The sequence below is a fragment of the Daejeonella sp. genome, assembly GCF_044232565.1.
Lineage (GTDB): Bacteria > Bacteroidota > Bacteroidia > Sphingobacteriales > Sphingobacteriaceae > Daejeonella.
This window is the reverse complement of the sequence record NZ_JBIILQ010000014.1, coordinates 1-23,393: the sequence shown is the minus strand read 5'-3', so window position 1 is coordinate 23,393 and position 23,393 is coordinate 1. Positions and strand designations below refer to the sequence as shown.

Sequence of the window (23,393 nt, the reverse complement as noted above, 5' to 3'; positions counted from 1 at the left end):
TAGGCATTTCAAATTCTCTACTAAATTCAATTCCTGACAAATTCATTTCAATGGCTAATGCTCTTTGGTAAATAATTTCTTGAAATCCATTACCAAGCATTTTGTGGACAGTCATAGAACAGCCAATTATTTTGGAGGTTAATTCTGAATATTTATACGTTTCCTTAATCATAGCAATCATTTAATCACAAAAATCATAGTTCAGACACCTTTACCTGCCCATTCATCAACATTGGCAATAGCCAATCACGCAGCTCGGTAAGTTTTTGGTTTTCCAATAAATTCTTTTGTTTTTTTGATTCCGATTGTTTCATAAAATCGTAGAATTTATTTGTAGCCGACATTTCAGGTACAACAGTATAATGAGAACTTACAAAACTTTCAAATAAGAGGTTTTTTATTCCACTTGTTTTGCCTTCATAACCAAATAATACACCTGCATCATAAATACTTTTCCAATGATAAACGAAGTTGTAAAGCTGTGTTTTGTTTTTCAACGTAACAGCTTTACAAAAATTAGAACAAATAATAGGTGCATCAAAACGAGCCAGCGTCTCTTCTGTAATAAAAGCTAATCTTCCAGTAGATTGAGTTGGACTGCCACCTGAAATTTCCACAATCAAATCAGCAGGATCAAGTGTTTTATGTAGGTTCTTTTCAAGAATATAACGTTCTGGTGATTTTAATTCGCCTAATCCGTTTAATCCATTAATATCTGCTCCTCGAATGCAATAAACCTTTTCGGTATAATTGCCTTCAATTTGTTCTTTACCCCAATCTCCACTCTTATCATTGTTAATCCAATCAGAAAACAATTTCACTTCCCACCCCTCAGGAATCTCCCTTTTCAACTCCTCATTCCAAACCATTTTCCCACCACTAGTTTTGTATGGCTTGCCGTTTACATCAGGAAAATCAAACTGCACAAACCAATAATCGTAAAGCGTTTTTGCCATCGCTTCCATCTCAGCATTGATGCGGTTGTTGAGTTCGATTTTGGAATCTAATGGGGAAAGTACTGAGGCGATTTTTCGTTGTTCAGGAAATTCATGCACATAAGTTATAATATTTAGAAGGTTTTCTTTATTAAGTTTTGGTTGCGCACTACCTGTAATATAAGGGATAAAATATATTCTATTGAAATTGTAGTATAAATACTTATTGCAATTTTCATTGTTGGCTTTTAATATATGGGCATGGTTATTTACCCAAAATTTACCTTTCACAAGATTGCAAATGTTCTGTTTATTTGATTTCAAATTCTCACCATCCTCGGCAACTAAAATATATTCTCCATCAAACAAATAATTATCTACATAATCAACGATGTTTTGAGCGCCATAATATGGATATAATTTTTCTAAATTTTCTCTTTCATTTGAAGATAATGGCACTCTAATATGATTATATATATCAACTAATTCACCAATTCTTTTCATTTTTAAGCCTCTATTCATACTTCAACCCATTTAATTGTTGCTGAATTTCTTTTTCCAAGGTTTCTGATTCTGCAAAAAGACTGTCCAAATTGGCTTTAAACGCATTCATTTTGGCTTCAAATTCCTCAGGGCTAATATCTGTATAATCAATTTTTACCTCAAAATATTGCCCTGCACTAAAGCTGTAATTCTTTTCTTTTATCTGATCATAAGAAACCACCACGGTAAAATCTTCAATAGCTTCGTGATTGTTAAACGTGTTGATGATTTTTTGTTCTTCTTCGTTGGAAAGCAGAGTTTTTTGATTTTTACCCTCTTTTACGGTTGTACCTAATTTAGAGGCATCCATCAATACAATGTCACCTTTTTTATTGGCGTTGTCAATAAACAAAATGCTCACATTAGTTCCCGTAGTAGCAAAAATATTACTTGGCATACTTACCACACCTCTCAACATTTTTTGTTCTACCAAGCGCTCTCGTATTTTGCGTTCTATGCCACTTTGAGCTGTAATGAACCCAGTTGGCACAACAATAGCTGCTTTCCCTTTAGATGAAAGAGAATGCATGATATGCTGAATAAACAAAGGATAAATAGCCATTCCTTCTTTTTTAGCCTTAGGTACATTAGGTAAGCCAGCAAAAAAACGATCGTGGTTTTCTTTGGTATCCAAGTCGGCTACGTAATCGCTAAAGTCCAATTTAAATGGAGGATTAGAAACAATAAAATCAAATTGTTTCAGCTTACCATTGGCATCTTTATGGTAAGGTTCTAAAATGGTATTGCCCTTTACAATGTTTGGTATGGAGTGGACTAAATCATTTAAAATTAAATTCAAACGCAAGAGGTTCGATGATTTTTGAGAAATATCTTGCGAGTAAATGGTACACTTATCCTCACCAATAGCATGCGCTAGGTTCATCAATAATGTGCCAGAACCGGCTGAAGGATCATAACAAGTTACATCTTTTTCAGGCTCCGTTACCAGACACTGCGCCATAATCTTTGCCACGGCATGCGGTGTAAAATACTCGGCATATTTACCTCCACTGTTGGTATTGTAATCGCTAATTAAGTACTCAAATATGGTCGCGTAAAAGTCAAACTTCTCGTGAAAAATATTTTCAAAACTAAAATTAACCAGCTTATTGATAATGGCTTTACAGAAATCATCGCGTTTGTCTGTGACGTATTTACTGATATTTTCAAACAATACGATTTTTTCGCCACCTTCGGTGACAACAGAAAAGATGTCGCTATTTTCTTTTGCGATTTCTAATAAGGTATTATCAAATATGTCGGCAAAGTTTGCCTCGTTTTGACGTTCAAATAAACTGGATATAAATTGCTTAGGATTAAGGTGAGCAGTACTTTCGTTCAACTGCATCATGAGCATTTCATAATCGTTTGCAGAATATTTTTTCAATTCTACTTCCCAATTTTCAGCTTTTGCTAAATTGGGCTCAAGGCGTTTAATCTCGTAAACAAACTTATCGTTTAGGAATTTATACAGAAATACCTGGGTAATAATTTTAAATTCGTTTCCATCGTTTCCCAATCCATAATTGGCGCAAACGCTTTTTAAATCATCAATAAGGGCTTTAGTTTGCCTTTCAAATGTTGCTGTTGTAGTCATTTATTTTTTTAATTTTTTAAGATCATTTTCAAGTTCGTTTAGGCTTGTTTCTTTTTCCTTTGCTTTTTGAACTTCTTGGTATTTTTCAAATTCAACCCTTGATTTTTCAAGGGCCTTTTCGTGACTAATTTTGCCTGCATGAGTTAATAGTTCTCTGCTATTTAGCTGTAAAATACTATCTAACCTTTTGATCCAATCAGACATATACATGGGTGACCGTTGTTGCGACATTGTTTCAGCAAAAGCTAAATATTGCTCAACCAATAAACCTAGCAGCTTTATTTCATCTTCTTTGAGGTAATTTTTGGCAATGCTCACATCCGTCTTTTTGATGGAAACAGCGTTTTTTTTGTCAAGAGATTGCATACCCAACATTGGCAAATTGGCATCAACTCTTCGATATACTAATTCAGCAGCTGTTTGTTCACTAATGGCCCACAATAGTTTGTTTTGCACTATTTTAAAAAACTCAATGGTTTTTTCATCCTTGGCATCATAATCAATGCTTGTTGCGTAAATATCCTTTATCTTTTGATAGAAAAATCGTTCCGAAAGACGAATTTCACGAATGCGCTCTTGCAGTTCATTGAAATAGTTCATGGAAGAACCCGTCTTAAAACGGTCGTCATTCAGCACAAAACCCTTAATGATGTAATCTTTTAGTCGTTGCGTAGCCCAAATACGGAATTGGGTTCCTTGAGGAGATTTTACGCGATAGCCAACTGAGATGATCACGTCAAGATTGTAATGATCTAGTTCTCTTTGAACTGCTCGATTACCCTCTATTTGAACTGTTCGGAAATTCCGAACAGTTGCCCCGACATCCAATTCGCCATCCTCAAAAACATTTTTAATATGCTCACTTATTGTGGCTTTGGATTTATTAAATAAAGCACAAAGTTGAGCCTGTGTAAGCCAAACAGTTTCCTCCTCCAGCCGCACATCTATTTTGATGTTGCCTTCAGAATTTTGATAAATTAGTATTTCTCCCGTATTCATCATTATGCTACTCGGCCATAAAATTCATTCATGTACTCTTTTACCATCAATGCATTAATCACTTTTGCTTGTTCTGCATCCAATGGTAACTGATATTTATTTTTTAATTGCTCAATAACCAATTTCACCATCATTCGTTCCACATAGCTTTCGTTCTCCATCATTTTAGAGTTTTGTACAATTTGAGCATCTACTTCTTGTTTTAAACTTTGTAAGGCTTCAAATAATTTACTTTCACTATCGGTTAATGGGTCTTTTTCCATTAATCGCTTATGGAGGCGTACATATTTTGCATCGTTAGCGTATTTAGCTTTCAATAGTTGGTTTTTACGCTCTAATTCCTTGGAAGCACTATAAATATTCTCGAGTTCTTTAATGTTTTGTTCCATTTCATCCTTGGTCACTTCGTTTAAGTTTTTCTTCTTAAACAAACGCTCCAATTCTTCTTTCAGTGAAATAAAGATGGGGTCTTTGGGGTCGAAATTGCCACCTAAAGATTCGCGAGTTTTTTGCAGGATATTTTTCAATTGATCCGCTAATATCATTTCTTCTTCTTTCACTTTTACAAAAGCAAAAATCACATCCTCTAAAGCGATATTTAAGAGGTTGCTGGTATCTACATTATTTTCTAATGCTTCTTTAGTATTGATAAGCGTTAAACGATTATTAGCCTCACGTGCTAATTGAGTGAGCTTATGAAAGTCGAGCTTATCCAGCATTTCATAATTACCCGATAAACGAATGATGTTATACAATTCACGAGAGCTATTCAAGGCTTTCACAATTTCCAACATCTGTTTACGGTCGCTTATCTGTGTAATTTGTTGCGAAAAAACTTCCGCATTTTTTGTATCGTATTTAAACAGGACGTCTTCTATTTGATGAATCTCAGCAGTGATTTCTGCGACACTCTTAAAAATGTCGGAATAATGTTGCATTTCATCCCCAAGTTCCGCTTGGAGTTCATCAAAATAAGCACGGTTGGTTTTGTCAAACTCTTTTTGAATATCCGCAAAGTCAACTACATAACCGTATCTAAATTCCTTATAGGTTCTGTTAACTCGTGTTAAAGTTTGTAATAGGTTATGGGCTTTAATTACACGCCCAATGTATAGTTTCTTTAATCGAGGAGCATCAAAACCCGTTAAAAGCATGTTGTAAACGAATAGGAAATCTATTTTTCCTTCTTTAAAATTCTCTACTTTTTCTTTGCGCTCATCTTTAGTACCAATGTCATGTAGAATAAGCGCTGCTGATTTTACCTTACTTCCAATTTTCTTTTGTTCACCATAAGATTTTGCAGGCTCAGCAGCCATCAAATGACTTTCTTCTTGGCTTATTGCATAGTTTGATTCAAATATCTCAAACATCATTTTTGCTTGTTCTGATGAATCGCAGACTACCATACCGCCAATGGTTTGATCATTCATGGCAATACGTGCATTTTCAAAATCATGCACGATATAATCCAGCATAGGTTCTACAAATTTTGGATGAGCATACACAGTCTTCTTATCCGCATCCCCTTTCAGCAATTTTATATCTGCTAATGCTTGCTGTAAACTTAACTTGTATTTTGTCTCAATTTCTTCCCTAATCAAACGCAAAGTATATCCATCAGCGATTGAAGCATTATAGTAGTATTTGTGTATATAGCCTCCAAATAATGATTTCGAATTAAAATCGGTTCCAAGTAGCGGAGTGCCTGTTAATCCAATTTTTATTGCATTAGCATCCGATTCATGCAGGTTAGCCAAAAAACTACCTTTTGGATTATAACTTCTGTGAACCTCATCTAAGAAATAAACACGTTGGATATTTAAATTGTAATCATTGTTTTTGATTACATCGGTATCATCTTCAAATTTTTGAATGTTTACAACAGTGATTTCAGCCTTACCAGAATTATTGTGGATGACACTAGTTGATTTAATATCACGAGCAAACTCCTCTCTTGAATTGATGTTATGCACTACCAAGCCTCTGCTTTTAAATTCTCTTCCTGATTGTATTAACAAATCAATTCGATCCACAATAAAGTAGAACTTAGGCACAATGCCCTTTGAGTGGAAATAATCGGTGAGATATTTTACGCTGTAATAGGCCAACGCTGTTTTACCACTACCTTGGGTATGCCAAATAATTCCTTTTTTTATTCCTTCTTCTAATTTCTTTTCAATGGCTTTGGTAGCAAATAGTTGCGGATAACGCATAATGTGCTTTTGAAGTCCATTTTTTTCTTTAACATAGGCTAAGCCGTACTGTAATAGAAAGGAAAAACGTTCTCTTTGGAATAATGAAGTGCAAATTTTATTGGTAGGTGTTTTAGGATCTTTATTGGTAATAAATTCAGATGAATGTTTTATACCTACTAGATTAGTATCTATTAAAATAGCAGTTTCCATATCATCCGGCACATCAGAAAGTATTTTAGCTAGGTCAAATTCATCCTCTTCTCTAAAAAAATTGAAACCAGGCTTTTGGTAAGAAGCGGTTGCGTAAAATGCCCCCTCAATAGGTAGGGGTGAGCTAGTGTCATACTCCATATTGTTGGAGAAGACCATTAACTGCGTGAGGTTGACAAACTTTTTGAATTTCTTATTCTCAAAACGTGTTTGAATGCGTTTGTGTTCAGCTAAAATACCATCTTGATTATTAGGTTTTTTAACTTCAATAAAAGCCAATGGCATCCCATTGATTAAAAGAATGATGTCGGGGCGAAACTCATCGTCATCTTTTCTATAGGTAAGTTCAGTAACTACATTAAATGTATTGTTATCGAAATTCTCGAAGTCAATTATTCGTTTGCCTGATGTTGAGGTTAACTTTTCATAAAATACTTTCCCTAAATCCTCATTCTCTAAACTGAGTGAAACTTCATCATATAAGCGTTTCACATCTCCATCGGTAAATCCAGGATTTAAACGTTTGATACTTTTATTAAAAACATCCGTAAAAATATTTGTTGTTTCATCCCATTTTTGCCCCTTCAACGAAAGGTAATCAAAACCTAAGCGCACCAAGTGCAGTATAGTTGGGATTTTTACTCTACTGTTTTCGTTAAAAGCCATGTGTAATACTAATTAAAAATTCGTTTAACTCTATTTTTTAATTCATTGGTTCTATTATCTATATACTCTTCAATTTCAGCTTGAAGGGACATTCCCTCGCTTAGAGAATGATTTGTAACTAAATGTGGAGGAATAAATATGTTGTCTCCTATCTCATCAGGCTTAAAGAATGCGAAACCCTTAAAAAGGTTAATATTAATAACCTGGCCATGAATGAGTTCAGCAGTTTGCTCATATGTTCCGATAACGTTTTTAGCTTTAATCCAATTTTCAACTTTGGGATTTGAGTCTACATGGTTTTTAAACCATATAAGCAGATCTAAAAGCTGATAAAACACGCTTTTAAAGAGGTAGGACGTTTTGATATTTTTTACATGTAAGTCAATATCTGACCTATGTGAACCATCTTGCGTCACTCCTAAAATACTCCGGCAGTAACTTACAATTTGTTTGGGAAGGTGAGTTTCAGGAAGATGTTTATATTTCTTATAAACCAGGTCCGTTTTTTCATATTGATCTTGTCCAGAAAGGAAAATGCTACTTTGATTTAATGCTACATTTGGGCTTACAAATTCAGTAGGTAATAAATTGAATTTATTGAAGGCAATGAAAAGGTCTTCAACGATTTTTCTAATGGTATTGAAATGATTATTAATATTGGCTTCGTCATTTACTTTTAATAAATATAAAATATCTTGACCTGCAAGCTCGCCAATGTACTTTTCAGTACAAACTTCAAATACACGCTTATGACTGTGGCGGATTTGAGTGTCTTCCTGGTTTGCAGCAGCAAGTTTTATATCTGAAAACAAGCGATCAATTTCTTCATCACTACCCTTTTTGTAAACATCCGTAAAAGCTTGATTAAAAGTGCGATTATCATATGCTTCAGACTGACCGGTAAGGACAAATACTTGAAATTTTTTCTTGATTTGAAGCAATCTTTCTTTTGCCCTATGCACATTGTATGTATCTTCCGAGCCCTTCACATCATCCTCATTTTCAAAGAATTTAGCATCCAGCAAAACGCCATCATAGAAAGGATAATTTCTCTCTAATTCATCCATGCCACTATTTAATGATTTAAATGGTATCAGATTTATGCTGTTTCGTTTTGCCCGACCTTTTGTTCCGGCAAGCGTTTCGTGCTCATCGTCTATCCAAAGTATATTATAAAAATAATCTTCCATAATTAGTTAATCAGTGTAATCGGAAATTTAAATTTAAATTTCACGGGAAAGAATGGGTCTTCGCTCAATGATAAAATCCAATCCGAATTATTAAAATCCGTAGCAATTCTGTGAATGTCATAGCCACCTAGGCCACTTCCGTTACTTGAATTAGCTGTAGAGTATTTAGTAATAAACTTCTCTCTATCAAAGTTTTTTGGAAATGGCTTTCCGTTATTTCTAATTTCTATGGAAAGGAAGTCATCCACCTCTGTCAGTTCAATGGCTACTTCATTACCTGAAGCCATCTTGTCAAATGCGTACTTTTTAGCATTTGTTAATAGATTATCAAGCAAGGTTTTGAGAAGTGTTATATTGGCATCGATGCCTCTTTCTTTCAACTTTTCACCTTTTATTAGCAACTTCTTTATCTTGAAGTTTAATCCATTGTTAGAAAGTTCATTAATGATGTTATTAATGTCTGAAAGCGGAATTATTTGCTTTTCATACTCAGAAAGAACAAGACCATTCTCTCCTTTTTCAAGAACATCAGTAATGAAGTTTACATCTTGTTTGATCTCTTTTAGAACCGAAATAATGTCAGTATCATAGAATTCAACAAATGACTTGTTCAATGATTCAAAACCTTCTTGTTTCTTAATTAAAAAATCTAGTAAGTTATCCGACCAGTCTAAAATATTTTGCCTGGGTCTTCCTAGAGTATGTTTCAAAGAAGCAAATTCATTGAACTGTTTGATTGACTTACCAAGAGCTAAAGCATCTCGCTCTGCTTGAAGGTTTTTTATCTTATCTGATAATTCATAAATAGCCTGAACTTTGGCTCGTTGTTCTTCTAATGAAGGAAGTTTAATGACAACTTCCATTAAATCATCTCTTCGAATAAAAGGAATTGCTGCTCCCATTCTGATTGCCTGCAACTGTTCTTTTATGTAATCTGCATGCAATTCATTGATTAGATATGCTTTTTCAACTATAGTATCATTAATCCTAAAAGCAAATATGTCTTGGTTTTTAAAAATTGGCTCTTCTAAAAATTCAAATAGAGTTGGCTTCAATGTTTTCCAACGAACTGCAAGAAGTATGCAAGATTCTGATACAAGATGAATATCAGGCCTTGTTAATCCAATTTCTTCAATGTTATAAATATCAAGTGTGTAATCAACCTTATCATCTTTTAAATTCCTTATACGAACAAACTTTCCATTTTCTGGCAAGTTACCTTTCTGGCCCCTTATGTACTCCAGAATATCTTTGAGCTTAAATAGTTGCTCATTTTTTGCGTGTTCAATTTTCTTTTGAAAATACCTAGGAACATCCAAGTTGTAATCAAAGGCCTGAATTTCTGCATTATCTACCAATCTTGACACATCGTCATCCTCTTTAAAGTCAAGGATCAAACTACTTAAAGCAAAATCATTTAGAACCTTATCTCGTGAACTTCTTTCATCAACAAACTTATCAGCTTTAATAAATCTAACTTTTCCGGTTCTTTCCTTATTCTTATTGATTACCAGAATAATTAGAGGAATTCCCGTATTTGATAAAAGTCCACCTGGTAGAGAAATAACCGTATCTAATAAATCTTCATCAACAAGCAATTTTCTCAATTGCTGATCATAATTTTCTTTGAACAAAAAGCCCTTAGGAAGCAGAGCAATAAGTTTTCCATTGGCAGATAGTGATTGAATTCCCTTTTCTATCAGAAATTGTTCCACTGTTCTGTTTGTGGATTGTATTTCTCCGCGCTGAGTGTTAATTCGAAGACCAAATGGGGGATTGGAAATGATTAAATCAAATTTTTGAGATTCACTAGGCCAATGCGAAATAGAATCTGCACATACATAATTTGAAGAAACTTGTCTTCCATAAGCCATAAGTCGCAAAGCACCTAATGCCCAAGTATCCCGGTTTAATTCTTGACCAAAATATTTTTGGTCTGGATTAAGATAAACTCCAAAAGAAGCTAAACCAGAAAAAGGATTAAAAACTTTTGCATCTTTTTTCAAATCAGCCAATGTGCATATAAAACGAGTTAATTCTAAAGGTTGAATAAATTGACCTGCATATCCCCCTTGAGATTGTGAAATTCTATATAACACACTATCAAACATATCCGGGAAATTCTCAGTTAAAACTTGCCGATTTATTGAAAAAAGCACGTTGAAGATGTCCCTTAGGCCATCTTTGCTCAACCTTTGAATTAAAGGTTCAAAACTATGGGCTATATGAAAATATTGAATAGAAAAATCAGATTTTGAAACGTCCAATTGGTTGATTAATCTTTCTATTAGTTTTTCATGCCCATCAAATAGCTGGTCTGATAATAGGCCATCTTTGTACGCTGAAAGTAAGAACAATACCACATAATAATCATTTGTAGAACTAAACCCACTTTCACTTCTAAGTATATCAGATAACTTCCAAATAGCTTTATCTAGTAACAACTGCTCTTCTACCTTAAATTCCTTCATCATGTACTCTAAATTTATTGACTAAACAAAGGTGTAATTTAACTATGCAGTACAAGTGCATAGGTTAAATATATTTTTTAAATAGCTTTTCAGAAATATTTATAAATCTTAATCTAAGACTTTTGGGTTCAATAATTTCTAATGCATCCATATATGAAAATAATAGTGCTAGCAACTCATGATTGACTTGAACGGAAAGTTCAATAAGTACATTAGTGTCTGTTTTGCTTTTTATTTTTTGAGATCCATGTAAAGGTTTACTTTCAATATATGGCCATAAATCATGGTTTATTCTTATTAAGACTTTCTCAACTAATAATTCTTTTTTGATTGTTACTCCAATTACATCATCGAAATATTCATCGAAGTTTATTTCATTATTCTTGCAATACTTTATTTTTGATTCTTCGAATCCAATAATTCTGTCAAGAGCAACGTTTGTAATGGCTTGAAATTCCTGATTAAATCCAAAAAGAAACCAACGATTATTATATTGTTTTAAATACCACGGATGCAAAACAACTTCTTTTGGTATATTTTGTTTGTAACCCTGATAGGTTATTGCTAATACAATTTGATTTTGAATCGCATTGAATATTCCAGTAAAGTGGTTTAATCCTTTTAAGAAAGGGTTTTGTTCAAATCCAACTGTTGATTGAATATTCCCTTTCAACTTGAATGTGTCTTCAAGTTTGATTTGAATTTCTTCTATCCATTCAAAATGTGGCAAGCCCTTGAACCTAGATAAAATAGCCAAAGTCTCTTTAAGCTGCTCGGCTTCAGACTGATTAATCGCTTGATTTTTGATTGAAAACGATTTGTTTGCGTATCTATAATATACTCTTTTACCATCCTTTATTCGATCTAGCGTAACTGACCAACCTTGTTCACTTTCCATGAATGTGATGTCATCAAAAACTTGTCTTTTTTTTACTCCATCCTCAATACCAGAAAATTGATATATCGATTCATTACAAGCGTTAACAAGATCTTCAATAAAGAATTTTCGCCCATAATTACTAAAACATCGGTCAAGTGCATGATACCGGATTGTTGCATGTTTATTTGTTCCCATGTTTTAATAGCCCAAAACGAACACAATGAATTATATCTGTTTTATAAACTTCTTTTTTATGCAAGTGTATTTTAATAGTTATGTTGATTATTCTATGCTCCTTAAGCCTTGGTGGTAAATTACCTGTCCTTGTTGCAAAAGCCCTTTTATTAACTCAGAATAAGTGCTGTTTATTTGAAAAAGAAGCAATAATTTATGTCACTAAAGTAGTGAAATTTAACCAGTTATTATAATTACAAATTTTGGTTTAAGTCACTTTATTACATTAAAAGCAAGCTCTTTTTAACTCTACGATAACCAATAGAATCTACCTAGTTGAAGGCTTCATCGATTTATTGATTCACCGGATACTTCTTTAAATTAGCTGAATTATTTGGGAATAATTTTTTTATTGATTTGATGGACATTTAAATTGTGCTATCTAAAGCTGTTAAATCCCAATTATCTTCAAATGAAGTGTAATAAACATAATCACTAGCTTTTGTTACATTAAAATTACCTTTAAAAGGAAAGTTATTTTTCAGATAAAAGGCACTTTGTTGTTTATTGTTTTTGAAAAAAAATAAAAAAATAGTAAAAGTTCCATTCTCTACAATTTCACTACCTTTTGCTAAATACAATTTAAATTGATCTTGTTCGTCATTGTTTAATAGCTCTTTAAGTTCTGGTAACTGGTCAAGAGCCTTGCTCCCTATCAGAAAACTTTTTATTGTTGACATTATACAAATTTACCTATTAAATTAACGTGATTTTGGAGCTCTGAATTTGTATAATATTCCCTCATTCAAAAAGCTATAATAGCCTTCAATAGGCAGTATCAGGAAGTAGCTGGGCTATTTAGGAATCGGTGCAGATTCTAAAGTTAGGGAAATAGCCCTCACAATACAATGAGGCAAAATCTAAGTCGATTCTAACACTTTTTTGTAATGGAGCATTTTTTTAGAAGGAGTTTATCTTAACTATTTTTTTTATATTAACTTTCAAACAAAATTGTAAGATGAATAAAAAAATAGAACTGGCTTCAGAATTTACTATTGAGGACTATGAGCAAATGGAAAACGATATAAATAAAGAGGGTATTGCTGATTTTGTGTTTAAGAGGTTATCGGAAAGGTATCTGATTACCTTAGAAAAAGTCCCATTGGATTTTAAAAATGGATTCTCTATGATGGCCAATGCATGTTTGTTAATCGAGACTTATGAAAGTTTTATACAAGGAAGGAAAGTAACTACTAAAGAATGTCGTCCATTTGACTCTTTTTTTAAAAGGGAAGAAGGATTCAAAGATTTTAAATATGAAGGCCGCAATTTTTATTTTAATGTTCGATGTGGAATCCTTCACCAAGGCGAGACAAATGGCGGATGGAGAATTACAAGAAATAAAGATGCTCCAATTTTTAATAAAGCTGAAAAAACTATAAATGCTGCAAAGTTTTTCAAACAACTTAGAGTTTCATTAGAATCTTATCGAGAACTGTTAATTAATTCCGAATGGAATGATTTGATATGGCAAAATTGTCGAAAAAAAATTTCCTATATTATTGAAAATTGCAAGTAATGGGTATTATTTACTTCGCTTATGGTTCAAATATGGATTTCAATAGATTAAATGAAAGGGAAATTTCTTTTGAATTTATTGGTTTGGGGATCTTAGAAGATTATGAGCTAAAATTTAATAAGATCGCTTCAAAAAAAAGTGGAGTAGGGTACGCCAATATTGTCAGTCAAAAAGGAAGTAAAGTTGAAGGGCTTTTATTTTCAATTGACAATATAGAACTGCTTGATCAATTTGAAGGTTTCCCTAGCCATTACAAAAAAGAAATTTTAAAAATTCATTATTTAGGCAACCTAATCGATGCCATTGTTTATGTGGCTTCCATTAAGTGGGTTAGCAATAGCTTGAAGCCAGAAAGAGCTTATTTGAATCGATTATTGGCTGCAAAGGATTTTTTGTCTAAAGAGTATCTTAGTTTATTAGAAATTACTGAAACTATCGATTAATATAGATTATTAACGAATGCCCTTAAGCCCAGTCCTTTTCTAAATTATCAATTACATAAAGCATGGTTTCCCTTAAATTTTTCTTTTGGCCTATGGCTTCATTAATAAAATATCCAATCTTTGGATAGAATTTGTACTTATTGAGATAATCAATCCGATCTTCAAAAATGTCTTTTAATTCAAATACTAACCAACTAAGTTCACTTGCATGTTCTGTAAGGATACGTGTATCATGGGGAAGCCCTAAATAAGTCGGATTATCAGTTATGATAAGATTTGCTCCTCCAAAATGAGGGGAAGTTTTTGAGTAATTACCCTTTTTTATTTTGGCCCTTAGTTCTTCTAAACTTGTCTTTTGGGAATCTGCTTTCATTTTAAAATCCGATTTTATTTAATATAACCACTTAATCTAAAATTAATAAAAATATTTTAACATAGCGATAAAAGCATACAGGATAACATAAATTAATATTTTACTTTACAAATTTACAAGATGCCATCATCAACAAAGCTGCAAAATTCACCTGTAGAAAGTATAAGATGATCTAGCAATTGGATATCCATCAATTTTGCAGCTTTCTTAGTTTTCATTGTGAGAAACATGTCTGCATCTAAAGGTTCAAGAATTCTTTTATTCTAGATATTAATCAGGGACTATATGAAAGTGACAATCACTAATATTTTTTGCCTCATTAATTGCATTTGTTAATATTGGAACTTTCTGTAGGTTAATATTTTGGTTTTGGGATTGAATTCTGCTGAGATTACATGATCTTGTTCAAACATAATGGCAGCGTTTGGGATATCACTCAGACTGGGTTCATAAAAATCGTAAATGGCTTTTTTACTGTTATACGCCCATAGGCCAGTAAGTTTCCTTTTTTCTAAATAGCTTCGTACAGCCCAATATTTAATAGAATCTTGTTCAGGCCACTTATTATCTTCAGTGTAAAATAGTTTAATCTGCTTTTGACTAAAATATTTGCTATGGGCTATTTGATCAGTTAAAAGGTTCGCAGATTTGTCGCTTAGCTTTAGACTTGCATTAATTTCACCCTCATTTCTGAATAAAGTAACAGTGTTATCAAATTTGATAAATGATGTTCCCCAATAAGGAATATTAATACCTAAATCACTTCCAATTTCATTTCTAGATTCAATTTCTGAACTAACAGATTGATACTTGAAGTAGATTAAAAAAAGCAGGAAAAAACTTGACCTGAATAATATCGTTGAAACCTTTTTCAATTTTACTGCCTGATAAACCCATCTTATGTAAAAATAGGTTAAGGGTATTAAAAACGAGACCATGAATAAAAACAAAACAATTGGGTCTGAAGAGGGCAGTCTGATGCTATTTCGCTCAAATAGCCTTTGAGGGTCAAACCACATCACAGCTATGGCTAAAATAAAAAATACAAAACTTGATATTGAGGCTATTTTGCTAATCGTATTCCTATTTATTATAGCCACCTTGATCCACCTAAACCATAGATAGCCAGGTGCGCCAAGGAATAATAAAATAATCAAAGCAAAAACAATGTAATCAATCATTTGGTAATTAAAATTAATGTAAATGAATGCACTTATTAATGAACCTACATGTTAAAAAGACATCGCCATCAAGTCATTCTCTGAGCCATTAAACACATTATGATCTACCATTCCTGATATGCCAGAAATTCTTGCTTCTTCTGTATGCTGCCAAAATTTCCATTTACCTTTTAAAGGATTCTTCAGGGTTTTATAATTTGCAACCCAAAGATGATGATTGGGATATCGTTTTTCTAGATAACTCGTATAATACTTTCTACTTGCATAAAGTATTGGTTTTTTTCCTGTTTCTAATTCAACTATTTTAAGCCAGGCATCTATTTCTTCATAAAAAAGTTTGATAGGTGTATTTGGATTTTCTTCTAAATCCAAAACTGGGTATAAATCTCCCTTCTTAAAATCAACCACCGAAAGATAAAATTTGGCTTGTTCTATTCCACTAAGTTTTGGTCTGAAGTAATGGTATGCCCCCCTTTTAATTCTGTTTGATTTAGCGCCTTCCCAATTCTTTTTAAAATTGCGATCCAATTTACTGATGCCTTCAGTAGCCTTAATAAAAACGAATTTTATTTTTTTTTGTTCACCTACTATTTTCCAGTCAATTTTATTTTGGTAATGAGAAACATCTATTCCATGTACCTCAAAGCCTGGAGGAATAACTGGAGCCTTTTCTGATGCTTTCCTTCTATTACAACTTGAGTTTAATAATACAAAGAAAGATATTAAAATTAGGCTTATGTTGAGATTTATTTTCATCAGATGTTATTTTTATAATAGCCAATTTTTAATTATTGTTTACTAGAAAGTTCTAAATCCATTATAAATTCAGATGCTACAAAATGTCTTTTTAATATGTTTCTCATGACTATATTCTTTCCCCATTTTCATCGTACTCTGCATTAAAGTCAGAGATGAGGTAGCCATCTTCATAAAGAGCAAAGGATTTGAGTTTCCCATTTTCATGCCACTCCTTGCAAATCCCATGTTCTAAACCGCCAATAAAATTCATCTGACTAGCTATTTGACCATTAGGATAATAGCTAGTATCTATGCCTGAAATCTTATTGTCAATCAAATACAATTTTTCCTTGATGTTCCCATTTTCAAAATAAAAGATGGCATCACCTTCGTAAAAACTTTTTCCTTCATCATTATAATCTTGATAAATTGCGAATGCTTTGGCGTAAAGCTGCCCACTTTTATAATAGGTTTTTACAGTATCAGTTGGTTGATTATCTGCTTTATAAACAATATGGCGATAATAAACCTGTTTTTCTTTACTGCATCTGTTGAAATACTTATCAAAGTATTCAGTTAATTCAACACCTATTTTAGGCTGATAATTACTTTTTGCTTCGATAACTTCTTCATCCACTTCTTTTTTCTTGTGGTAATAGGTTATTGTTCCATCTTTAGAGATGGTTTTTCCTGTATACAGTTCTTCAGAGATAAAAAAGCCGATGTATTGATCCCCATTAGCAAAATCAAATGTGCCAAAGCCATGTAGGCTGGACTTAATAAAACTGCCTACATATTTCGACCCATCCTCATAAATCATCACGCCTTCACCCATCATCTGACCATTTACAAATTTCCCAGTTTGTACAGTTCCATCTGCGTATGTAATAATGCCTTGTCCTTCTTTTACTCCATTTTTATATTCTCCTTCATAAGTTGATTCTAATTCCCCGTCTATGAACTTGGTAAGTTTACCAATACCATTGGCTTTCCCATTCTCGCAAGAACCTTCCCAGCTCATTGTTGTGCCATCAATGAAGTAAGGATCCAGCACTTTACAACCCTGGGTGTTACTAAGCACCCATTCTTCTTTGAATATTTGGGCGTTTACCGTGATGGATATAGTAAGCAAGAACAATGATGATAAGATGCGTATTTTCACATTTATGAGATTTAAATTGTAATTATATTTTCGATTTTTTAGAATTTCAGTCCATTTCATTATCAGTTTATAAAGTATCGCCAAAGTCCGTTCTTAAATAAATAGTATCTGGATTTCTCATTTGATCTTGTTCAAGTGTGTCAAAAAGTGAAAAGTCAATAGTTACAGTATTCATACTGGGGACAAATTTTCCAACATCAATAGTTTTATTAATTGAAAAAAATGGGGTTGGCAGTTTTAATTCAGAAGGCAATAAATCATTTAGCATCTGATGTAAATCCATTATTGCTAAATGCAATGCATCTAATCCAACAACCTGGACAGTTCCATACATTTCTTCTCTGTAAGTGATATTCTCAAAAATTTCAAGTTCCTTTTGATTCGGTAAAAGAATATTAAAAGTCCAGTGAGATTCAAATTGCAAATAGTTGTTTTTTAATAATTCTAACAATAATATTTGAAATCTCATTATTGCCGTAGGGACTAATTTAGTAACGGATAGATGATCACTGATATCTTCTCTTGCAATTTTCTTGAAATCATCAGCAGGATTACCATAATTGGGAAAGGCCGCTATGTTTCCTATTTCTCTTTTTAGATATCCTGACATTATTGATGGGTATGTCAATTCTAAATTCTTTTTTATATCGTTTAATAGTTCACTAAAAACTGTATCAATAGGGCTATCTACTAAATTTAATATATAGAATTTGGGGTTTGCAAGAACGTAGTTTGCTTGAAATGTTTTCATGGCTTAGTTGTGCTTAAATATATGAGCTGCAAATTGAAATAAAAGAAAATTCTATAATTGAAACTCAATAATTGATATGATGTAAGATATCCATTCTTAGATTAATATACCTTCTTTTAATAGTGAGTTTGAATTAAATTTTTTATTGTTGGCTCTATTAGATATTGTGGTGCTTCAATAACCATAATAATAGGTTTAAGATTTTTCATTTGGGGTATTTATCTTAATCATGTACCAATAGGCAAGAGCAGAAATAATAGAGTTTTACATTTAATCCAAACCGGGTTTTAAAAACTCATTCATTTTTGCTAGATTGACTTTCCAATGAAACAAAACTCCTACATACAGAATATTCTTCATTATTTCTCACAGCTGGACTGGGACAGGCTTTATTTTTATTTAAAAGAAGAATATGCTTATCAGGACACCAGCAAGGAAATATTTCTATCTAAAGTAAAAAAGATTTTCCAGGCCCATATTCAAATGGGGGATACCGAACTTATCCTCACAAAGGGTCAATGTAAAAGTAAAATATGCGATAACTGTGGTAAATCAGGCTATCGATTCATTGGTAATAATTCGAGGAATTACATTGATTTGATTTTTGAAACTTCGGGCGATGATATCACTGACATATATGACTGCAGTGATTTTAGCACTAAAACAGATTCCGGCAAATTAGAACGCAACTATCATATTTTTATTGAGAAAGATGAAGCAATTACGTTTAATAAATCACCAGAATATTGGGCGAAAGTTAATTCAGCCAACATGGCTTATGACGAGTTAATTTCAAATCCTCCAAAAGAAATAGACTATGAGGGTTTAAGTTATTGGGTTGAAAAATATACGTTTACCAACAAAACAATAGGAAGGTTCTCCGTATTTAACCCTAAAATGAAATGGAGCCATTTTTCAGAATTGTATGATGATTTATATAAGTTTAAATCTTACATAGATTTGTATGGAAGTAGGTTTAATATAGAAAATACGAATTTAGAGCAGATTACAACGGAAGAAGATTTGATTAATTGGGTAATCGGTACTGAAACACTTTATGAGCAAGTCCCATTTGGAATAAACATTGAAAAAGAAAATGAGAATTACTACGCCTTGGATAAAATAATTATTCTTGTTGGTGATCGTTTAAGCCATGTGTCAAAATTTCATCTAGACCATAGTAGTCATAGAGAACAATTAATTAAAAAATATTATTCATACACCAAGCAGGAAGAGAGAGAGATTTATAGTAGAGAAAACGAAGCAGATAATCATAATGAGATTTGGAAACTTAGCTTTCATCTGGAAAATCGCAAAAAATCAAAAGAACTGGGTGTTGAAATTCCTTTTTTCCTTGATTAAAATACGTAAGTCTGCATTTTAAATTAACCGTGTTTTGACTAAAGCGATAAATAACAAACAAAATAAATATTTCTATGGATTACACGGATTATGCAGGTTTAGATGTTAGAATTATTACCAAAGATGGGCACATTTGTGAAGGTTGCGTATTTGGGTTTATGTTTGAAAATCCAAAAAGTGAAGTCGTGCAGGAAATATTGGTCGCTCATTACTATAACCTAAAAGTTGATGATTATACGGTGTCAAACATAAAGGTTGAGGAGGTTGAAAGTATTGAAATATATACGCCTTAAATTATTCTTGTATATAAAAAGGAAGGTCAAAACCATGGCTTCCTAAAAAACATTTTAGCCTAGAGATTGCCATAATCTTAATGAAAGTCTTTTTTGTAATTCAGATATTACCTTCTAATTTTCATTTTTACCTATTGGGTTCTCTTTTATAAAGCTTTAGTTTATAATTTATATGGTAATTGATTGTGCTTACAAATTGCATAAACTATCCATCACTCGGAAGTCCAAAACCTGCAAAGTCTACCAAATAAATATAACCCTGATTTCTTGCTTCTAGACACCAATCATTTGCAAAATTTGTATCATTTTCTAAATCGAATTTGCAAGTGTCCTCATATGACCAAACCACTACTTCGTTCACTACAAATCCTGAAACAGTTTGATGACCTTTGACAATATTGGTGTTACCTGCTAATTCTCCTATGGGTTTTGTTGTATTTTCCTTTAGCAGTTCATGAACAATAAATTGTGTGCCGTTGTATGGAACAACTCTCCTTCTTACAAAAACAAAATCACCACTTTTAACCGAAGTATTAATGTAGCTATTAACACCGCCATTAAAATTAAAGGCTTTAGCTGCCCAACCTATTTTTAATTTTTTAATTTCCGGCTGTACCGGGATACCGAGCCTAACATTTGCATTTTCGGCAATAACATATCGGTTATTATTTGCTAACGCAATTTCTCTGAAATGCTTGAAGATTAGCAAACGATACCTTGCTCTTGTATAAGCTACAAATGCTAATCGTTTTTCTTCGGATAACTGTTCCTCGAGTTCTTCTTGAGTTAACAGTTCGTTTATTTTTAAGGGTAGATTTGAGAATGATGGAGGGATAATAACGCAATCAAATTCGAGCCCTTTAACCTTGTGCATTGTAGTTAGAACTATTTCCGTTTCATGAGTTGCATCCGAAATACTACCTAAATGTTTTTCATATATTTTATACAACTGCCCATCATCTTTATAGGTCAATTCGGTAATGAACTCTAATAAATTATTGAATATCTGAATTTCATCTTGTTCTTCCAAGTATTCCAAAACAAGGGCATGAATAACTCTAATATAAAAATGATTCCAATTTTGGTTCTGGTTTATCAGATCGGTTATAAATACACGAAACGTTTGCTTAAAATCTAATGGAATCTGTTGTCCTATTTTAGATTTCAAGAATAGTATAACTGCGTAACATTCTCTAATACGAGTAAACTCATAAGGTAAGTTACCTTGAATACGGATTCTAATGTTAGGGAGATTAAGTCCCTTTATTTTTTGAAAGCCTCTATATACCTCATTGTTCGTTCTGAAAAGAATTGCTATCTGCTTATATGGCTGTTGCCTAACTCTTTCTTGCATTAATATTGAAATTTGATCCCACCAATCAACTCTTTGCTGCGTCCTGTCAATTGTTTGAGCATAATTAGCGATAAAATTTTCATCAGGAACTTTTGTTGGTCTTGGAATCAAATGTTGGTGCTCTTCAGGAAGAGATAATATCTGGCTTGCTAAATTCAATATTGCCGGATAAGACCTATGATTGTCTAACAAAGTAAATTTTCTTGGATTAAACCTTTTGTTAAAATCATTATAATAATAATAAGGATCCATTACCTTTCGATCATATCCATAAATACTTTGGTTAGGGTCGCCAATAATAAATAAGTGAGCTTTTGTAAGGTCATTTAAGCGATACAGTAAATCCATCCGAACTTCATCTATATCCTGAAATTCATCTACTAAAATATGCTTCAAAGGGGCTAATTGATTCATAATAACACCAGGTGTATTACTCAAAATCTCTAATAATTTTGGCTCCCACTCCTTAAAATCTAAACCTTCTAAATGCTCTTTGCAGTATTTTTTCGCTAGCCCGTGAAACGTAAATATTTTAATCCTTTTTGCTAAATTACCAAACCCTAAATCTTTAAATAATTTACCCAATCGTTCTTTTAATTCTGAAACCACCGCACGATTATATGCTAACACTAAGATTTCTTCTGGATTTGAAAGTTTATAGTACACTAATCTTGCAACTCTTAATGTTAACGTATGAGTCTTCCCTGAACCTGGGCCTGCAACTACATTAATGTTTTGATTGACATCTGAAAAATATATTTCTCGTTGCTCATCATTTAATCTGTTGTCTTCTTGATATTTTATTGCTTCACCTCTGAAGGCTTTGAAAATAGGATGCTCATCATCAATTTCACCTAAATTTTGAAGATGATTGATTAATTCCAACTTTGTTTTGGACGCAAAAAAGCCTTTTATAAAGGCATCTTTTTTATCATCACTCAACTTTGAGAGAACTTGTAATGAAATTAATTTTAGCTCCCTGATTTCTTGTGTTTCGGTAAATTCATCAAATATGCTTTTGTCATTTTTCTCCTCTAATGTTTCATTTATTAAGTCTGTAGAATGCAGATAAATCTCAATACCAGTGGGAAGTAAGCCTCCGGTTTTACTATATCCTAATACAGATAATATAAAGAGCAAGTCGGATAAGTATTGTACATTCTCTTTGAAATCCAATTCGGAAACAATATCTGGCCAGTTGAAATTCTTTATGTTTTTATCAAAGTATTGTTTTGCTATATAATCCAATAGTTTTATGCAGTCTTTCTCTAATTTTGTGATTTTATTTGACCATTCTTCCTTTTTGTGATAACCATTAAATATTGACTGCTTTAATTTTACTTTCCGGTTACCATCAGTAACCTTTTCCATTTTGGTTTCGTGTTTAGTCTTGCCCAACAAGCGGATGATAGTAAAGGCATGTTTACTTCTCTTTTTTAGAATATCTTCATTATACTTCTCAATGTTTTTTAAGGATGATTTGGTGGTTGGATTTATCGGCCAAGGAATTTGTGTAAATATATTGGACGTATTATCAAATATGTAATCGTTTACCATTCTATCTAAATCCTCCCCTTCAAATATTCTTGAATCCAATAGCGGTATTTTATGCATTATTCCCTTGGCAAAAGAGAAAATTGCTTTTAAAGCAGGGTATCTGTTTTCTGTTTTTAACTTTGAATAATAGACAACTTCATCGATTCTAAGTTGAGTTGGTTCAATTAGTACATCTTGAATTAGAGTTATTATTCCTAACTTATGAAGTTGTAATAGAGCCTTAAAAAGGTTTTCTAAACTCAATTTTGTATTAGTTCTTAAAGTAGCTATTGAAAATTGTAATTCAAATTCTGAACATTCTTTTGGCAATAATTTCAATAATGTTTTACAAACTTTTTTTGAATTATCATCTGGGCACTTTTTAATATCTTTATCAGTAATGAGGTAAAGAGGAAGAGTTTTAAAGCTTAAATGAGTTATGGTGAAATACCCTAATTTAATTCTTTCTAATCGTTCTAGCCAATGCAATGCAATTCTGAATTTGTTATCAAGGTCATCATTTACAGAACCTTTTTTATTTGAATATAGGTTGAACGGTATTGCTACAGGAATTTCAGTATCCGGTGTCAAGGGTTTAAACCTTGCGATATGATTTTCCAATACCTGTTTAATATCCTTAATCTCATGCCATGAAATTCTGCTTTCATGCAGTTGGTCTTTTAGCTTTCTAAAATCATCTTTACCTGTTAAGCAAAGAGTTTTAATCGGATTTTCACTATTATTAAAACCTGCTTTCAATC

At 32.5% G+C, this 23,393-nt stretch carries 20 protein-coding genes; 4 read left to right on the top strand and 16 right to left on the bottom strand.

The window, feature by feature from the left end; all coding sequences use genetic code 11:
* The 9 genes from ACILQF_RS01950 to ACILQF_RS01910 all read right to left on the bottom strand — a co-directional run.
* Positions 1-172: GxxExxY protein (locus ACILQF_RS01950; protein ID WP_395625728.1), on the bottom strand; the 172-nt coding region annotated here is incomplete at its 3' end.
* Positions 173-194: 22 nt separating this feature from the next.
* Positions 195-1,439: a restriction endonuclease subunit S gene (locus tag ACILQF_RS01945; protein ID WP_395625726.1), complete on the bottom strand. Its 1,245-nt coding sequence runs from the start codon at positions 1,437-1,439 to the stop codon at positions 195-197.
* Positions 1,440-1,449: 10 nt separating this feature from the next.
* Positions 1,450-3,075 carry a class I SAM-dependent DNA methyltransferase gene (locus ACILQF_RS01940; protein WP_395625725.1) on the bottom strand — a complete coding sequence of 542 codons (1,626 nt, stop codon included), beginning with the start codon at positions 3,073-3,075 and terminating at the stop codon, positions 1,450-1,452.
* Complete coding sequence (locus ACILQF_RS01935) at positions 3,076-4,077, bottom strand: virulence RhuM family protein (RefSeq protein ID WP_395625724.1); 1,002 nt, start codon at positions 4,075-4,077, stop codon at positions 3,076-3,078.
* Positions 4,077-7,145: a type I restriction endonuclease subunit R gene (locus tag ACILQF_RS01930; RefSeq protein WP_395625723.1), complete on the bottom strand. Its 3,069-nt coding sequence runs from the start codon at positions 7,143-7,145 to the stop codon at positions 4,077-4,079. The genes ACILQF_RS01935 and ACILQF_RS01930 overlap by 1 nt, the downstream gene beginning before the upstream one ends.
* Positions 7,146-7,153: 8 nt before the next feature.
* The gene (locus tag ACILQF_RS01925) at positions 7,154-8,335 is read right to left on the bottom strand and encodes a hypothetical protein (protein ID WP_395625722.1); all 1,182 of its coding nucleotides are present in this window, start codon (positions 8,333-8,335) and stop codon (positions 7,154-7,156) included.
* Between the two features lie 2 nt (positions 8,336-8,337).
* Positions 8,338-10,809 carry an N-6 DNA methylase gene (locus ACILQF_RS01920; protein WP_395625721.1) on the bottom strand — a complete coding sequence of 824 codons (2,472 nt, stop codon included), beginning with the start codon at positions 10,807-10,809 and terminating at the stop codon, positions 8,338-8,340.
* 61 nt (positions 10,810-10,870) lie between these two features.
* Positions 10,871-11,881, bottom strand: coding sequence for a helix-turn-helix transcriptional regulator (locus ACILQF_RS01915; RefSeq protein WP_395625720.1), 1,011 nt, complete (start codon positions 11,879-11,881; stop codon positions 10,871-10,873).
* 407 nt (positions 11,882-12,288) lie between these two features.
* Positions 12,289-12,600, bottom strand: coding sequence for a hypothetical protein (locus tag ACILQF_RS01910; protein WP_395625719.1), 312 nt, complete (start codon positions 12,598-12,600; stop codon positions 12,289-12,291).
* Between the two features lie 278 nt (positions 12,601-12,878).
* Between ACILQF_RS01910 and ACILQF_RS01905 the strand changes: the two genes are divergently transcribed.
* Together ACILQF_RS01905 and ACILQF_RS01900 are read left to right on the top strand one after the other, a co-directional pair.
* Complete coding sequence (locus tag ACILQF_RS01905) at positions 12,879-13,439, top strand: hypothetical protein (protein WP_395625718.1); 561 nt, start codon at positions 12,879-12,881, stop codon at positions 13,437-13,439.
* Complete coding sequence (locus ACILQF_RS01900) at positions 13,439-13,882, top strand: gamma-glutamylcyclotransferase family protein (RefSeq protein ID WP_395625717.1); 444 nt, start codon at positions 13,439-13,441, stop codon at positions 13,880-13,882. The genes ACILQF_RS01905 and ACILQF_RS01900 overlap by 1 nt, the downstream gene beginning before the upstream one ends.
* A 22-nt stretch (positions 13,883-13,904) precedes the next feature.
* Here ACILQF_RS01900 and ACILQF_RS01895 read toward each other — a convergent pair whose 3' ends face one another.
* From ACILQF_RS01895 to ACILQF_RS01870, 6 genes are all read right to left on the bottom strand, one after another.
* Positions 13,905-14,255 carry a hypothetical protein gene (locus ACILQF_RS01895; RefSeq protein WP_395625716.1) on the bottom strand — a complete coding sequence of 117 codons (351 nt, stop codon included), beginning with the start codon at positions 14,253-14,255 and terminating at the stop codon, positions 13,905-13,907.
* A gap of 113 nt (positions 14,256-14,368) precedes the next feature.
* The gene (locus ACILQF_RS01890) at positions 14,369-14,509 is read right to left on the bottom strand and encodes a JAB domain-containing protein (RefSeq protein WP_395625727.1); all 141 of its coding nucleotides are present in this window, start codon (positions 14,507-14,509) and stop codon (positions 14,369-14,371) included.
* 78 nt (positions 14,510-14,587) lie between these two features.
* Entirely contained in the window at positions 14,588-15,436 is an 849-nt protein-coding gene (locus tag ACILQF_RS01885; protein ID WP_395625715.1) for a hypothetical protein, read from the bottom strand.
* Positions 15,437-15,487: 51 nt separating this feature from the next.
* On the bottom strand, positions 15,488-16,192 hold the full coding sequence (locus tag ACILQF_RS01880) for a glycoside hydrolase family 25 protein (protein ID WP_395625714.1): 705 nt from the start codon (positions 16,190-16,192) through the stop codon (positions 15,488-15,490).
* 109 nt (positions 16,193-16,301) lie between these two features.
* On the bottom strand, positions 16,302-17,336 hold the full coding sequence (locus ACILQF_RS01875) for a hypothetical protein (RefSeq protein WP_395625713.1): 1,035 nt from the start codon (positions 17,334-17,336) through the stop codon (positions 16,302-16,304).
* 67 nt (positions 17,337-17,403) lie between these two features.
* Positions 17,404-18,087, bottom strand: coding sequence for a hypothetical protein (locus ACILQF_RS01870; RefSeq protein WP_395625712.1), 684 nt, complete (start codon positions 18,085-18,087; stop codon positions 17,404-17,406).
* A gap of 324 nt (positions 18,088-18,411) precedes the next feature.
* Here ACILQF_RS01870 and ACILQF_RS01865 point away from each other — a divergent pair, with 324 nt between their 5' ends.
* Both ACILQF_RS01865 and ACILQF_RS01860 read left to right on the top strand, forming a co-directional pair.
* Positions 18,412-19,449: a hypothetical protein gene (locus ACILQF_RS01865; RefSeq protein ID WP_395625711.1), complete on the top strand. Its 1,038-nt coding sequence runs from the start codon at positions 18,412-18,414 to the stop codon at positions 19,447-19,449.
* Positions 19,450-19,523: 74 nt separating this feature from the next.
* Positions 19,524-19,742 carry a hypothetical protein gene (locus ACILQF_RS01860; protein ID WP_395625710.1) on the top strand — a complete coding sequence of 73 codons (219 nt, stop codon included), beginning with the start codon at positions 19,524-19,526 and terminating at the stop codon, positions 19,740-19,742.
* Positions 19,743-19,947: 205 nt separating this feature from the next.
* On the opposite strand, the gene ACILQF_RS01855 is transcribed toward ACILQF_RS01860, so the two are convergent.
* Positions 19,948-22,971 carry a UvrD-helicase domain-containing protein gene (locus ACILQF_RS01855; RefSeq protein ID WP_395625709.1) on the bottom strand — a complete coding sequence of 1,008 codons (3,024 nt, stop codon included), beginning with the start codon at positions 22,969-22,971 and terminating at the stop codon, positions 19,948-19,950.
* Positions 22,972-23,393: the final 422 nt, after the last annotated feature.